General features: G+C 62.3%; 10 protein-coding genes. 4 read left to right on the top strand and 6 right to left on the bottom strand.

The window, feature by feature from the left end:
- The first annotated feature begins 55 nt into the window (after positions 1-55).
- The 3 genes from FN060_RS08140 to FN060_RS08150 are packed head-to-tail and all read left to right on the top strand — an operon-like array spanning position 56 to position 3529.
- The gene (locus FN060_RS08140) at positions 56-1864 is read left to right on the top strand and encodes an extracellular solute-binding protein (RefSeq protein ID WP_142587623.1); all 1809 of its coding nucleotides are present in this window, start codon (positions 56-58) and stop codon (positions 1862-1864) included.
- Between the two features lie 42 nt (positions 1865-1906).
- Positions 1907-2578 carry a DsbA family oxidoreductase gene (locus tag FN060_RS08145; RefSeq protein ID WP_142587624.1) on the top strand — a complete coding sequence of 224 codons (672 nt, stop codon included), beginning with the start codon at positions 1907-1909 and terminating at the stop codon, positions 2576-2578.
- Between the two features lie 12 nt (positions 2579-2590).
- Entirely contained in the window at positions 2591-3529 is a 939-nt protein-coding gene (locus FN060_RS08150) for a DMT family transporter (protein WP_142587625.1), read from the top strand.
- Positions 3530-3541: 12 nt separating this feature from the next.
- Here FN060_RS08150 and mfd read toward each other — a convergent pair whose 3' ends face one another.
- Both mfd and FN060_RS08160 read right to left on the bottom strand, forming a co-directional pair.
- A complete protein-coding gene (mfd, locus tag FN060_RS08155) occupies positions 3542-7054 on the bottom strand; it encodes a transcription-repair coupling factor (protein WP_142587626.1) in 3513 nt (1170 codons plus the stop codon).
- A 3-nt stretch (positions 7055-7057) separates the two neighbouring features.
- Positions 7058-7381 carry an FAD assembly factor SdhE gene (locus tag FN060_RS08160; RefSeq protein WP_142587627.1) on the bottom strand — a complete coding sequence of 108 codons (324 nt, stop codon included), beginning with the start codon at positions 7379-7381 and terminating at the stop codon, positions 7058-7060.
- 92 nt (positions 7382-7473) lie between these two features.
- Between FN060_RS08160 and recG the strand changes: the two genes are divergently transcribed.
- On the top strand, positions 7474-9579 hold the full coding sequence (gene recG / locus FN060_RS08165) for an ATP-dependent DNA helicase RecG (protein WP_142587628.1): 2106 nt from the start codon (positions 7474-7476) through the stop codon (positions 9577-9579).
- On the opposite strand, the gene FN060_RS08170 is transcribed toward recG, so the two are convergent.
- From FN060_RS08170 to FN060_RS08185, 4 genes are all read right to left on the bottom strand, one after another.
- Positions 9557-10255 (bottom strand): DUF502 domain-containing protein, encoded by a 699-nt coding sequence (locus tag FN060_RS08170; protein ID WP_142587629.1) that lies wholly within the window; start codon positions 10253-10255, stop codon positions 9557-9559. The two genes, recG and FN060_RS08170, sit on opposite strands and share 23 nt — an antisense overlap.
- Before the next feature lie 159 nt (positions 10256-10414).
- On the bottom strand, positions 10415-12244 hold the full coding sequence (gene glmS / locus FN060_RS08175; protein ID WP_142587630.1) for a glutamine--fructose-6-phosphate transaminase (isomerizing): 1830 nt from the start codon (positions 12242-12244) through the stop codon (positions 10415-10417).
- Between the two features lie 108 nt (positions 12245-12352).
- Positions 12353-13714: a bifunctional UDP-N-acetylglucosamine diphosphorylase/glucosamine-1-phosphate N-acetyltransferase GlmU gene (gene glmU, locus FN060_RS08180; protein WP_142587631.1), complete on the bottom strand. Its 1362-nt coding sequence runs from the start codon at positions 13712-13714 to the stop codon at positions 12353-12355.
- A 128-nt stretch (positions 13715-13842) separates the two neighbouring features.
- On the bottom strand, positions 13843-14916 hold the full coding sequence (locus FN060_RS08185; RefSeq protein ID WP_052638413.1) for a BMP family ABC transporter substrate-binding protein: 1074 nt from the start codon (positions 14914-14916) through the stop codon (positions 13843-13845).
- Between the last annotated feature and the right edge of the window lie 22 nt (positions 14917-14938).

A 14938-nucleotide genomic window follows, 5' to 3' on the forward strand; every position in this document is an offset into this window, starting at 1 on the left:
TTCAATGGTTGGTCTATTTTGGCCAAGACCGATTCGACTTCCCGAAGGATACACCATGCGCCGCCTCATCCCGCTCCTGGTGCTTGCCGGCATGTCCTGGCCCGCCGCCGCCGAACCTCTGCACGCGATTGCCATGCATGGCGAGCCGGCGCTGCCCGCCAACTACACGCATTTCCCCTATGCCAAGCCGGACGTGAAGAAAGGCGGCAGTGTTCGCTATGGCGTGGTCGGCACCTTTGACAGCCTCAACCCCTTCATCCTGAAGAGTATGCGCACGACTGCGCGCGGCATGTGGGATCCGCAGTTCGGACACCTCGTCTTCGAACCGCTGATGCAGCGCTCCGCGGACGAGCCGTTCACTCTCTATGGTCTGTTGGCGAAAAGCGTCGAGATGGACGAGGAGCGCAGCTTCATCCAGTTCAATCTCAATCCCAATGCCAAGTGGTCGGACGGTCAGCCGGTGACGCCGGACGACGTGATCTTCACGATGGAACTCCTACGAGACAAGGGGCGTACGCCGTTCAGTAACAGGCTGACACCGGTGGCCCGGATGGAGAAGGTCGGCACGCATTCCGTGAAGTTTGTCTTCAACGAGAAATCGGACCGTGAATTCCCGCTGATCCTGGCAACAGCGACTCCGATCCTTCCGAAGCATGCCACGGACGTCGCTGCTTTCGAGCAGTCCTCGCTGGCGATCCCGGTCGGTTCCGGGCCCTACAGGATGAAGTCACTGACCCCGGGACAACGGATCGTGTTTGAGCGCAACCCTGACTATTGGGGCAAGGACATTCCGGCCAAGGTCGGGTTCGACAACTATGACCAGATCTCGGTGGAGTACTTCCTGCAGGAGAACACCCTGTTCGAGGCCTTCAAGAAGGGGGTCGTCGACATCTATCCGGATGGGAGCCCGACCCATTGGGCGCGGGCTTATGACTTCCCTGATGTCCAAAACGGGGCCGTGATCAAGGACACCTTCCGGCCGCAAGTGCCGACCGGCATGCTGGGTTTCGTCTTCAATACGCGCCGCCCCGTCTTCACCGATCCAAACGTCCGCGAGGCGCTCGCGCTCGCCTTTGATTTCGAATGGGCCAACAGGAACCTTTTCGAGGGCGCCTACACGCGGACGGAAAGCTTCTGGCAGAACTCTTCTCTCTCTTCGCTCGGCAAGCCGGCTGACCCGCGCGAACTGGCAATTCTCGGAGACGCGAAGGATGCCCTTGATCCCACCGTGCTCGACGGCAGCTACCGCATTCCCAAGACCGATGCCTCGGGCGGGGACCGAAAGATACTGCGTCGTGTCGTCGAGCTTCTGAAGGAAGGCGGTTACACGATCAAGGGCGGCAGGATGTCCGACGGATCCGGCAACCCCCTTCGCTTCGAGATCATGACCCAGACACAGGATCAGGAGAAGCTGGCAATCGCTTACCAGCGGACGCTTAGGATGATCGGCGTCGAGGCAACCATTCGTACGGTGGACGATGCGCAGTACCAGGCACGCTCCGGCACCTTCGATTATGATGTGATCGTGAAGTCCTACCCCTCCTCGCTCTCTCCGGGGATAGAACAGGTTGGCCGCTGGGGATCGGTCTCGCGGGATCGCGAGGGAAGCAACAATTTCGCCGGCGTGGCCGATCCGACCATCGACCGCGCGATCGAGGCCATGCTGAGCGCTCGCAGCCGCGAGGAGTTCGAGGCGGCAGTCCGGGCCTACGACCGGCTGCTGATCGCCGGCCACTATCTGGTCCCGCTTTACCACGTACCGGAACAATGGGTGGCGCGGCGTAGCTATATCGGTTATCCAGACAAGACACCTCTCTACGGCTATCAGCTTCCCGTCTGGTTCGACAAACGCGTACAGGACTGACCACAGCCGACTGCCATTACCATTTCAGGAAGGGATGCGGCCATGGAGCGCGTTACCATCGATGTCGTATCCGATGTGGTTTGCCCATGGTGCTATCTGGGCAAGGCGCGGCTGGAGCTCGCAATCGCCGAGGTGCAGGGTGAGGTCGGCGTCGATGTCAATTGGAGGCCCTACCAGTTAGATCCGGATGCGAGCAGCACGGGCACGGACTACCGCACGCACCTGATCAACAAGCTGGGAGGCGCCGAGCGCCTCGACGAGATGCAGGATACCCTCAGGCAACACGGCCGCGAGATCGGCATCACGTTCCGTTTCGAGAACATCAAGGTGCGCGCAAACACGCTCGACGCGCATCGGCTTCTCCACTGGGCGGCCATAGAGGGTCGAGAGATCCAGGACCGTGTGGCGACTGCCTTGTTCAAGGCCCATTTCGAGGATGGTGCGAACGTCGCGGACCGTGATGTGCTGATCGGTATTGCCGAACAATGTGGGCTTAACCCCGCCGTGATCACCAATCTGCTCGCGTCGGATGCAGACAAGGCCAAGATACTCGACGAAATAGAGGCCGCCCGGCAGATGGGCGTCAACGGTGTCCCGTTCCTGATCTTCGACGGCCAGTATGCCGTCAGTGGAGCGCAACTGCCCGAGGTGCTTGCTGAAGCCTTGCGCGACATTGCGCGCATGAAGGCGGAAGCCCGCAAGGGCATGATTTGACGGGCCGCCTCCATGTCCGCCGAACCGACCTTGAAGGGAGTGCTCCTCGCCGTCGCCGCGTTTGCGGCCTTCTCCTGGAGCGATGCGAGCGTGAAACTTATCGAGGGGGCGCTGAGCGCCTTCGAAATGGCCTTCCTGGGGGCGGTGTTCGGTCTGGTGGGCCTGCCGTTCCTGATGAAGCGCGAGGACCGACTTTCGGACATGCTGCGGACCACGAGCCGACCGCTGTGGCTATTGCGGGCGCTGGCGGCAGCAGTCGGAACCATCGCCAGCGTCACCGCCTTCACCTATCTTTCCATGGCGGAGGCCTTCGCCCTCATCTTCCTGCTGCCCTCCTTTGTCACGATCATGTCCGTGGTTTTCCTGAAGGAGCAGGTCGGCATCCGCCGCTGGAGCGCAGTCATCATCGGCCTCATCGGCGTTCTGGTGGTACTGCGCCCCGGATTTCGCGAGCTTTCCATCGGTCACCTCGCAGCGGTCTTTGCGGGATTGAGCGGCGCGATCTCCATTGTAGTCTATCGCGCCATTGGCCATCGGGAAAAAGGCATATCGCTCTATGGCGCCGGTGTACTGGGATCTCTGCTGGTCTGCGGCGTCCTGATGCTGCCCGGCTTCGCCTGGCCCTCCGCGCTGCAATGGCTGATGCTCGCCGGTTATGGCCTCTTCGCCGCGCTTGCGACCATCCTGTTGATGCATGCCACGGCTCACGCACCCGCAGCAGTCGTTGGCCCTACGCAGTACAGCCAGATGCTCTGGGCGGTCCTCTTCGGCTACCTCGTATTCGGCGATGCGGTCGATCTGCCGATGCTGCTCGGCATCCTGCTGATCATCGGATCCGGACTGCTGACGCTGGCGCGCGAGCGCGTGCGAAACGTGCCGCTACCGGCCTCCGTTGTCAGCGACCCGCCGGCAACTGCCCTGGCGGCCACTGACGATATCGCCGCGACCTGACGGCTTCCGGCACTACTCCGTTTCTTTCGCGATCGCGGCGAATTGCTTCATCACCTGAGCCGCAACCGCCAGCCGCTTGTCTGGGGTCGGGAGGTCGCGGGTCAGGAAGACGCTCTGGTCCGGACGGATCTTCGCCATCGTCCCCTGCTTGGCGATGTACTGCACAAGTCCGGCGGGATTCGGAAACTGCTTGTCTCGGAAGGTGACGACGAGGCCTTTCGGTCCAGCATCGAGCTTCTCGACGTTTGCGGTACGGCAGAGCGATTTCACGTAGACGACCTTGAGCAGGTTCTGCACCTCGGACGGCAGCGGGCCGAAACGGTCAATCATTTCCGCGCCGAAGCCGTCGATCTCCTTGAGGTCGGTCAGTTCACCGAGCCGACGGTAGAGGCTCATGCGCAGATGCAGGTCAGGAACGTAATCCTCGCGGATCATCACGGTGATCCCGACCGATATCTGCGGCGACCAGCCGGTGTCGACGATCTCGTCATCGCCTCGGACCTCGGCCACGGCCTCCTCCAGCATCTGCTGGTAGAGCTCGAATCCGACTTCTTTGAGGTGACCCGACTGTTCCTCTCCAAGCAGGTTCCCTGCGCCACGGATGTCGAGGTCGTGGCTGGCGAGCTGGAAGCCCGCGCCCAGCGTGTCGAGCGACTGGAGCACCTTCAGGCGTCGCTCCGCCGTTGCCGTAAGTTGCTTGTTGACCGGCAGTGTGAACAGCGCGAACGCACGTACCTTCGAGCGCCCGACACGGCCGCGCAACTGATAGAGCTGGGCTAGCCCGAACATGTCGGCGCGGTGGACGATCAGGGTATTGGCGGTCGGTACGTCGAGCCCCGACTCCACGATCGTCGTTGACAGAAGGACGTCGTACTTTCCGTCGTAGAAGGCATTCATGATGTCTTCCAGTTCACCGGACGCCATTTGTCCGTGCGCGACCGCCACCTTCAACTCCGGCACATCCGATTGCAGGAAGGCCTGGATGTCGGGCAGGTCGGCAAGGCGCGGACAGACATAGAAGCTCTGGCCGCCTCGATAGTGCTCGCGCATCAGAGTCTCGCGGATCACCAGCGGATCGAAGGGCGAGATGAAGGTGCGCACCGCCATGCGGTCCACCGGCGGCGTGGTGATGAGCGAGAGTTCGCGGACACCCGTCATCGCCAGTTGCAGCGTTCTGGGGATCGGGGTGGCCGAAAGCGTCAGCACATGCACGTCGCTCTTGAGCTCCTTCAGCCTCTCCTTGTGCTTGACGCCAAAATGCTGCTCCTCGTCGATGATCAGGAGGGCGAGGTTGGCGAAGCTGATGCCGCTTCCTAGAAGCGCGTGGGTGCCGACCACGATGTCGACCTTCCCCTCTGCCAGATCTTTCTTGACCTGGTTGAGTTCCTTGGTCGGGACCAGACGGGAGGCTTGGGCCACCTTGATCGGAAGGCCGCGGAAGCGCTCCCGAAATGTCTTGTAGTGTTGCCGCGCCAGAAGTGTGGTTGGGACGACGACAGCCACCTGGCCCCCGTTCATTGCGGCGAGGAAGGCCGCGCGAAGGGCGACCTCCGTCTTGCCGAAGCCGACGTCGCCGCACACAAGCCGGTCCATCGGCTTGCCGGCCGCCAGGTCGTCCCGGACGGCCTCGATGGCGCTGTCCTGATCCTCGGTTTCGTCATAGGGGAAACGGGCCGCAAACTCGTCGTAGAGGCCGTCAGGGGCCGCTAGAACAGGCGCGCGACGCGTGATCCGGCTGGCTGCGACCCTGATCAGCCCTTCGGCCATGTCCAGCAGGCGCTTCTTGAGCTTCGCCTTGCGGGCCTGCCAGGCTCCACCGCCGAGCTTGTCCAGCGCCGCTTCGGCGGCATCCGATCCGTAGCGGGACAGGAGGTCGATATTCTCGACCGGCAGGAACAGCTTGGCCTGGTCGGCATAGTGGAGTTCAAGACAGGCGCGGGGCGCGCCGGCCGCCTCGATCGTCACGAGCCCGACAAAGCGCCCGATCCCGTGTTCCGCATGAACCACGAGCGACCCTTCGTCGAGACCGGAGACTTCCGAGATGAAGTCGCTGCCGCGCTTTCGTCTCCTGCCGCGGCGGACCATCCTGTCACCGAGGATGTCCTGTTCGCCGATGACGGCGAAGCTGTCGGTTTCGAAGCCTGCTTCCAGATTGAGAACGGCCGATGCGGCTTCACCCTTTTCGAGCTTCTCCAGATCAGCGAACGCTTCGATCGGCTTGACGCGCTGGAGCCCGTGTTCTTCGAGGACCTGCAACAACCGGTCGAGAGATCCCGCCGACCAACCCGTGATTAGCACCTTACGGCCGGCAGATCGCCTTTCGGAGATGTGTTTGACCGCCAGGTCGAAGACGTTGACGCGCTCGTCTCGATCATCCTTTTCGGCCTGCGATTTCGCCCAGCGCGGACCGACCCGTGCGTCAAGCTCGATGACGCGGCGGCCTTGGGTGTCATGTTCGTTGAATGGCGTCAGCCGAACTGAATTCACCTCATCCAGTGCGGTGGAGAATGCCTTTGCATCCAGATAGAGTTGCCCCGGTGGTATCGGCTTGTAGGGCGCCGCCTGAGCAGCGGCTCCCTTGCCTTGCGTGCCACTGTCGCGGCGGGCCTCGTAGTAGTCGACGATCAGCTTGGAACGCTCGTTGGCAGCCTCGCGGGCCGTATGATCCGTAACGAGACGGAAATCCTTCAGGTAGTCGAACGCGGTATCGAGACGCTCGTAGAAGAGCGGCAGCCAATGCTCCATCCCCGCATAGCGTCGTCCTTCCGAGACTGCCTGGTAGAGAGCATCATCTCGTGTGGCGGCGCCGAAGAGCGACAGGTAGTTGGTCCGGAACCGGCTGATGGTATCCGGTGTCAGCGACACCTCGCTCATCGGGTTGAGGTCGAGTGAGCGCGCCTGCCCCGTCGTGCGCTGGCTGGCGGGGTCAAATGTCCGGATGGTCTCCAGCGTGTCGCCGAAGAAATCGAGGCGGACGGGCTCTTCGTTCCCTGGAACGAACACATCGAGAATGCCGCCGCGTACGGCGAATTCGCCCACCTCACGCACCGACGGCACGCGATCGAAACCGTTGCGCTCCAATCGCGCGGCGATATCGTCCATGCGGACGCTGTTACCCGGCCGTGCCGAGAATGCCAGGCTTTCGATCACCTCGGCGGGGGCAATCTTCTGCAGCATGGCATTGACGGTAACGAGGACGATCGCCGGATGCGGCTTGCGCGCATGGGCGATAAGTCCGGAGAGCGCCGCCAAGCGACGCGCGGAGACATCAGCACCGGGCGAGACGCGGTCATAGGGAAGACAGTCCCAGGCCGGCAGCGTCAGGACGGGGATTTCAGGCGCGATAAAGCCGAGCATCTGCTCGATATCGGCCATCCGCTGGCCATCCGACATGATGAAGGCTACCGGCTGACCTGCCCTGGCCATCTCGGCCAGAAGCAGCGCCTCCATGCCGGGCGGAACGTTGCCGATAGTCAGCGAGCTGCCGGCCGCGGCAATTTTCTTGGCATCGAAACCTGGGATCATTTTCTATCGCTCTGACTTCGCCTGCAGGCTCGCCGTCGTCACCGGATCGAAGTCTGGCCTGAAAGAAGCAACTCGCGCGAAAAGCGGCGTCTGCAAATGCTCGGGCAGCGGCTTTGCGCCCGTGATCCAGGCATGCAGATCGTGATCGTCCTCGCCCATGATTGCTTCGAACTCGTCGAGCTCAGCGTCGGAAAGCGCCGCGATCTCCTCTTCGGCGAACTGGCCGAAGACGAGATCCATTTCGCGAATGCCGCGGTGCCAGCAGCGGTAGAGGATGCGGCGACGGCGGGGGCTGAGGTCCGCGCTGCTGCGTGTCAGTCCTGTCATGGAAAAGTCCTTGTGTAGCCCGGACCATATAGGTCGGAATTTCCGCTTCGTCACCTTGCAAAGCGGTCGAAATCCATCGCATTTTGCCGCCCATGCGCCCCGCCCTCCTCGATCCGCTGTTTTCGCCCGTTGCATCCCTTCCGGGCGTCGGTCCCAAGCTCGCGGAACTCATCGCGCGCGTGACGGGACGAGAGGATGCGGAGGATTGCCGCATCATCGATCTTCTTTTCCATGCGCCCGTTTCAATCATCGACCGCCGCAACAGGCCGGGGATAGCGCTGGCTCCGCAGGGCGCCATCGTCACCATCCAGGGCCGGGTCGACCGCCACCAGCCGCCGCCTCCGGGAAAAGCGAACCTGCCCTACCGTGTCTTCCTTCACGACGAGACGGGCGAACTTGCCCTGACCTTCTTCCGCGTCAAGGGCAATTGGTTGGAGAAAGCGCTGCCGCTCGACGAAGAGGTCATGGTGAGCGGCAAGGTCGACTGGTTCAACGGGCGCGCTTCGATGGTCCATCCGGACTTCATGGTGAAGATGTCGGAGGCCGACAACCTGCCGCTGGTGGAGCCGGTCTATCCCCTCACCGCCGGCCTTTCACCGAAAGTCCTGAGGAGAGCGGTGGATGCCGCCCTGGTCCGCATGCCCGAACTCCCGGACTGGCTCGATGCCACCCTGGTGGAGCGTCAAGGGTTTCCCTGCCTTTCCGAGAGCTTTCGCCGGCTGCACGATCCGCGTGACGAAACCGACACCGACCCGCGGTCCGCTGCTCGGCGGCGACTCGCTTATGATGAGTTCCTGGCCGGACAGATGTCTCTCGCGCTGGTGCGCCAGCGCCTTCGCCGGGTGCCTGGCCGACCCGTGCGTTCGACGGGCCAGTTGGCGAACCGGATACGCTCCACCCTCCCCTTCGCCCTCACCGACAGCCAGGAACGTGCCGTCGCCGATATCTTGAATGATATGGCGGGCGAAGATCGCATGCTGCGCCTGCTGCAGGGCGATGTCGGGGCGGGAAAGACGCTCGTCGCCTTGATGGCGATGGCTGCCGCGGTCGAGGCCGGAGGTCAGGCGGTGCTGATGGCGCCGACGGAAATCCTCGCCCGACAGCATTATGCGACCATATCAAAGCTGGCGGCGGCCGTCGGCCTTTCAGTGGACGTCCTGACGGGACGGACGAAAGGTCGCGAGAGAGACGCGATCGTCGAGAGGATTGCTTCGGGTGAGGCCCAGATCATCATAGGCACCCACGCTCTCTTCCAGGATGCGGTCAATTATCACGATCTGGTTCTGGCCGTGGTCGACGAGCAGCACCGCTTCGGTGTCCACCAGCGGCTTCGGCTGACGGCGAAGGGCGTCACGCCGCATATGCTGGTGATGACGGCGACACCCATACCGCGCACGCTTGTGCTCGCCGCCTTCGGTGACATGGACGTCTCCAAGCTCACTGAGAAGCCGGCAGGGCGCAAGCCCATCCAGACCGTAACGATCCCGACGGAGCGCACCGGTGAGATTGTCGCTCGGCTGAGGACCGCGTTGTCAGAGGGCAAGAAGGCCTATTGGATCTGCCCGCTGGTGGAGGAGTCGGAGGCTTCGGACCTGATGTCGGCAGAAGAGCGGTTCGCCGTGCTGGCCAAGGAGTTTGGCCGCGACGTCGGCTTGGTCCACGGCCGCATGTCCGGAGCGGACAAGGATGCCGTGATGGCTGCCTTCAAAGCCGGCACTGTGCGATTGCTCGTCGCAACAACGGTAGTCGAAGTCGGCGTTGATGTGCCGGATGCGACGATCATGGTCATCGAGCATGCCGAGCGATTTGGACTCGCCCAGCTACACCAGTTGCGTGGTCGCGTGGGCCGAGGAGCAGACGCCTCCACCTGCATCCTTCTCTACAAGGGGCCGCTGAGCGAGACGGGACATGCTCGCCTGTCGATCCTGCGCGACAGCGAAGACGGTTTCCTGATCGCGGAAGAGGACCTGAAGCTGCGTGGTGAAGGCGAACTCCTAGGCACGCGTCAATCCGGGACGCCCGGCTTCCGTATCGCGAGCCTTGAGGCCCATGCGGACCTGCTGGAGATCGCCCGCAAGGATGCCGGCTATCTCATCGAGAAGGATCCGGACCTGACTAGCGAACGCGGGAAGAACGTCCGCACCCTGCTCTATCTGTTCCGCCGCGATGAAGCCGTCAGGTTCCTTGGAGCGGGCTGACATTCGATGAAATCACCGTCGGACCGGCTTTCGGCCGATACTCTGGCGCAAGCAGCCCTCCCGAGATCAGAAGCTTGGCCCCCTCCTCCGGCGTCATGTCCAGCATGACGATCTTGCTGCGCGGCACGAACATGAGAAAGCCTGCAGTCGGCACCGGCGTCGGCGCCAGGAAAACGCAGACCATCTCCTCGCCGTGCTCGTTCAGACGGGCCGCAATCTCGCCCTGGGCGTCGCCGGAAATGAACACGAGTGCCCAACTGCCGGGGCTCGGAAACTCGATCAGCCCACACTTCTTGAAGGAAGTGGACTGTTCCTTCAGCACCGTCTCGAAGATCTGTTTCAGGCTCTTGTAGATCGTTCGGACGAGGGGCATACGGTGCAGCACCGACTCGCCAAAGCTGACGATCGAGCGGCCGATCAGGTTCTTTCCCAGGAAACCGATCAGAGTGATCAGGGTGATCGCGATCACCATCCCCAACCCGGGCATGGCCACGTCCAGATAGTTCTCCGGGTTGTAGCGAGCCGGAATATAGGGTTTCACCCAGCTGTCCGCCCAGCGGATGAAGCTGAAGGTCAGCCATATGGTAATGGCCAGCGGCGCACAGATGATCAATCCGGTCAGGAAGTTGTTGCGGATGCGCGTCGCCAGCGAAATGCGCTCTGGGCTATCGTTCATCGTCTCGCCGTCATGCTGCATCGCATAAAAGTGGTCAGGTCGAAGCGACCATGCCCGAGGGGACCCCGCCATGCAAGGGCGGGATATCCAGATTTAGGCACCCCACTGCGCGCACCAGGGGCGCCCCGATGGGATGGTCTCGCCCGCTCGGCGAGTGGCTCACTCCACAGTCACGGACTTCGCAAGGTTGCGCGGTTGATCCACATCCGTGCCCATGAAGACGGCGGTGTGGTAGGCGAGAAGCTGAATTGGCAGAGAGTAGATCATCGGCGAAACGATCTCAGCCACGTTCGGGAGCGTAATTGTCGCCATGGTCGGCAACTTCGAGGCAGCGGCGCCTTTTTCGTCCGTGACGAAGATGATCTTGCCGCCGCGCGCCGCGACCTCCTGCATGTTCGAAACGGTCTTCTCGAAGAACCGGTCGTGGGGAGCGATCACGATCACCGGCATGTTTTCGTCAATCAGCGCGATGGGGCCGTGTTTCAGTTCCCCGGCCGCATATCCCTCTGCGTGGATGTAGGAAATTTCCTTGAGCTTAAGCGCCCCTTCCATCGCAAGCGGGTAGCTGGTGCCGCGACCGAGGTACAGCACGTCCTTGTAGCGCGAGAGTTCGCGCGCCAGCGCTTCGATCTGGGGTTCGATAGTGTTGAGCACGGCGTTCATGAGCCGCGGCATCTCCGCCAGGCTCTTGATCAGTTGTTTCTCCTCGGCCTCCGATATCGTCCCGCGTGCCCTGCCGGCGGCAATCGCGAGCGATGCCAGGACGGTAAGCTGGCATGTGAACGCCTTCGTTGAAGCAACACCGATCTCCGGCCCCGCGAGGATCGGGAAGATGGCATCCGATTCCCGTGCGATGGTCGATTCCTTGACGTTGACGACCGCGCCGATCTTCAGCCCGGCCTCGCGGCAGTAGCGAAGCGACGCAAGAGTATCGGCGGTCTCGCCGGACTGGGAAATGAAGAGGGCCGCCTGGTCAGCGGAAAGCGGAATTTCGCGATAACGGAATTCCGAAGCGACATCGATCTCGACCGGCAGGCGCGCATAGCGCTCGAACCAGTACTTGCCGATCAGCCCGGAAAGATAGGCCGTGCCGCAGGCAGAGATCGCAAGGCCGCGCAGGGAGGAAAAATCGATGAGCCCGGTGGCCGCCGGATCGACGGTGTGATTGCCGAGATCGACATAATGCGCGAGCGCATGGGAGACCACTTCCGGCTGCTCGTGGATCTCCTTCTCCATGAAGTGCCGATGGTTGCCCTTGTCGACGAAATAGGCGGCGGCCTGCGTGATCTGGCGTGGCCGCTCCATCCGGTTGCCCTCATGGTCGAAGATGAAGGCTCCTTCGCGACCAATAACGGCCCAATCGCCATCTACGAGGTAGGTGATCTCGTTCGTGAGCGGCGCAAGCGCAATCGCATCTGAACCGAGGTAGGTCTCGCCATCACCGAACCCGATTGCCAGCGGCGGGCCGGAGCGGGCTGCCATGATGGTCGACGGATCATCCGCGAAGATGACGGCCAGCGCATAGGCGCCGGTGATCTCCTTCAGCATGGCCTGCATGGCCTCGCGCCGCCCCATTCCGGCCCGCAGGTTGCGCGCGATCAGCTGGCCGACCACTTCCGTGTCCGTCTGCGTCTCGAAAGTGACCCCCTCAGCCAGCAACCGCTCCTTCAGCTCGGAGAAGTTTTCGATGATGCCGTTGTGAACGACCGCCACGCCGTCCACGATATGCGGATGGGCATTGGTCTCGTTGGGAGCGCCATGGGTGGCCCAGCGGGTATGGGCGATGCCGACATTTCCTGGCAAAGGATCAGCCGCGAGTTTCCTCGCCAGATTGACCAGCTTGCCCTCCGCCCGTCGGCGGGCCAGGTGTCCCTCGTGGATCGTCGCAACACCGGCCGAGTCGTAGCCTCGATATTCGAGCCGCTTCAGCGCATCCACCAATCGATCCGCCACTGGCTCCTTACCGACAATGCCAACGATCCCGCACATTCAAAACCTCATTGTTCCCGTGATGTCGCGGGAGTTCTAATCGATAAACGGACTGCTGCAATTCCCTTGCCGGTCACTTTGCGTGTCGGAAGGTTACCGTGGAGCGCTTCACTTGTTCGCCTTGGTGGCGGCCTTGAGGGCCAACGCGCGCTCGCGGATCGCCTTGGCTCGCTCAGGCTTTATTTCCTGGCGCGCGCGCGCCAACGCAAGGGCATTCGCCGGCACGTCCTCCGTCACGACGCTTCCGGAGCCTACATAGGCGCCCTCCCCGATCGCGACCGGCGCGACCAGCGCCGAGTTTGAGCCGATGAAGGCGCCGGCGCCGATCTGGGTCAGGTGCTTGTTGACGCCGTCATAGTTGCAGGTGATCGTGCCCGCGCCGATGTTCGCATGCGCGCCTACGACAGCGTCGCCGATATAGGTCAGGTGGTTGACCTTCGCCCCTTCGCCAATTTCGGCCTTCTTGACCTCGCAGAAGTTCCCGACCTTCGCCTTTGCCGCGAGGTTCGCGCCCGGACGCAGCCGCGCGAACGGACCGACCGTTGCGCCAGCACTGACATGTGCTCCCTCGAGGTGGGAGAAGGCGTGAATGACGGCGCCGGCATCCACCGTGACCCCGGGTCCGAAAACGACGTTCGGCTCGATCACCGCGTCCTGGCCAATGGTCGTGTCATGTGCAAGAAAAACTGTTTCGGGCGCGATCATGGTCACACCCGCCAGCATGATCTCATGCCGGCGCCGCTCCTGCCAAAGCCTCTCCAGCACCGCAAGTTCGGCGCGATTGTTGCAGCCGGCCATTTCGGCTTCGGGCGCATCGACCGCCACAGCCTTGCCGCCGGCAGCGCGGACGATCTCGACAAGATCGGTCAGGTAGTATTCCCCCTTGGCGTTGTCGTTGCCGATGCGATCCAGAAGCTCGAGCGCCTTGTGACCATTGATCGCCATGATGCCGCTGTTGCACCAGGTGACCTGTCGCTCTTCCTCGGTCGCGTCCTTCTCCTCGCGGATGGCGACGAGTTCGCCGTTCTTGACGAGCAGCCGCCCGTAGCCTGTGGGGCGCTCCGTGTGAAATCCGATGACTGCAACATCTGCCCCCTTCGCGATTTCCGCCCGCGCTGCTGCCAGCGGCTCCGCGGTGACAAGCGGCGCATCTCCATAGGTGACCAGAACGTCATCGAAGCCTGCAGAGAGCGCGTCACGCGCAGTTAAGACCGCATGGCCCGTTCCAAGCCGTTCCGTCTGCAGGAAGGTACGGACTGCCACCCCATCGATCTCAGCCGCCTTGGCCACCGCATCTGCATCGCGTCCGAGCACGAGGGCGACGTCCGATATCCCGGCCGAGGCGACAGCTCGCATCACGTGCCCGATCATCGGCAGTCCAGCCACGGGGTGAAGAACCTTCGACATTGACGACTTCATGCGGGTGCTGTCGCCAGCGGCAAGAATGACGGCCAGGCAGGTGCGGGTCATGATGGATTTCCTCGATTCAGTCGAGCGGCACTTAGCAGCAACTCGATTGACAGGCGATAAACGGCTTGTTTCTCGCTGCAACAAAAAGGGCGCCCTTGAAGGCGCCCTTCCTGCATGATGCCATTGCCTTACTGCGGCAGCTTGTCGTCCACGCCGGCAACGTAGAAGTTCATGCCGAGGAGAGCGCCGTCTTCGGCCTTCTCGCCTTCCGCGAGCCAGTCAGAACCGTCCTGCTTCTTGACCGGTCCGGTGAATGGATGCAGCTCGCCCGACTTGATCTTTGCTTCGGTTTCTTCTGCCATCGCCTTCACGTCATCCGGCATGTTCGTATAGGGCGCCATGGTCAGAATGCCGTCCTTCAGGCCGTCCCAGATCTGCTCGGACTTCCAGTTGCCGTCCAGCAGCGCCTGCGTACGCTTGATGTAATAGGCACCCCAGGTGTCGACGATCGCGGTCAACTGGGTCTCCGGTCCGGCCTTGATCATGTCGGATGCCTGGCCAAACGCCTTGATGCCGCGCTCTGCCGCAACCTGCATGGGCGCGGTGGTATCGGTATGCTGCGTCAGCACGTCGACGCCCTGGTCGATCAACGCCTTGGCCGCATCGGCTTCCTTGCCCGGATCGAACCAGGTGTTGGCCCAGACGACCTTGAGCTTGAAGTCAGGATTGACCGACTGCGCACCGAGAATGAAGGCATTGATGCCCATCACCACCTCGGGGATCGGGAACGAGGCGATGTAACCGGCCACACCCTTTTCCGAAATCTTCGCGGCGATCTGGCCCTGGATGTAGCGGCCTTCATAGAAGCGCGAATTGTAGGTGGCGACATTTTCAGCGGCCTTGAAGCCGGTAGCGTGCTCGAACTTCACGTCCGGGAACTTCTCGGCCACCTTGATGGTCGCGTCCATGAAGCCGAAGGAGGTCGTGAAGACCATCGCGCAACCTGAGCGGGCCATGCGCTCGATGGCGCGCTCGGCATCCGGGCCTTCCGGAACGTTTTCGAGGAACGGTGTCTCTATCTTGTCACCGAAGTGCGCCTGCAGTTCCTGACGGCCGATATCGTGCGCCTGCGTCCAGCCGCCATCCGTCTTGGAGCCGACATAGATGAAGCAGACTTTCGTCTTGTCCTGGGCTTGGGCGCCGCTGACGAAGCCGCCGAGAAGGGCGGCCGAGGCGGCAAGTGCAATGATCAGTTTCTTCATTTTTCGACCTCTGTTGGCTTGA

The organism is Pseudorhizobium halotolerans (genome assembly GCF_902153235.2).
GTDB lineage: Bacteria > Pseudomonadota > Alphaproteobacteria > Rhizobiales > Rhizobiaceae > Neorhizobium > Neorhizobium flavum.

Bases quoted from the DNA above. Each gene is read 5' to 3' on its own strand.
- FN060_RS08140 (WP_142587623.1), top strand. From the start codon at position 56: ATGCGCCGCCTCATCCCGCTCCTGGTGCTTGCCGGCATGTCCTGGCCC.
- FN060_RS08145 (WP_142587624.1), top strand. From the start codon at position 1,907: ATGGAGCGCGTTACCATCGATGTCGTATCCGATGTGGTTTGCCCATGG.
- FN060_RS08150 (WP_142587625.1), top strand. From the start codon at position 2,591: ATGTCCGCCGAACCGACCTTGAAGGGAGTGCTCCTCGCCGTCGCCGCG.
- mfd (WP_142587626.1), bottom strand. From the start codon at position 7,054: ATGATCCCAGGTTTCGATGCCAAGAAAATTGCCGCGGCCGGCAGCTCG.
- FN060_RS08160 (WP_142587627.1), bottom strand. From the start codon at position 7,381: ATGACAGGACTGACACGCAGCAGCGCGGACCTCAGCCCCCGCCGTCGC.
- recG (WP_142587628.1), top strand. From the start codon at position 7,474: ATGCGCCCCGCCCTCCTCGATCCGCTGTTTTCGCCCGTTGCATCCCTT.
- FN060_RS08170 (WP_142587629.1), bottom strand. From the start codon at position 10,255: ATGAACGATAGCCCAGAGCGCATTTCGCTGGCGACGCGCATCCGCAAC.
- glmS (WP_142587630.1), bottom strand. From the start codon at position 12,244: ATGTGCGGGATCGTTGGCATTGTCGGTAAGGAGCCAGTGGCGGATCGA.
- glmU (WP_142587631.1), bottom strand. From the start codon at position 13,714: ATGACCCGCACCTGCCTGGCCGTCATTCTTGCCGCTGGCGACAGCACC.
- FN060_RS08185 (WP_052638413.1), bottom strand. From the start codon at position 14,916: ATGAAGAAACTGATCATTGCACTTGCCGCCTCGGCCGCCCTTCTCGGC.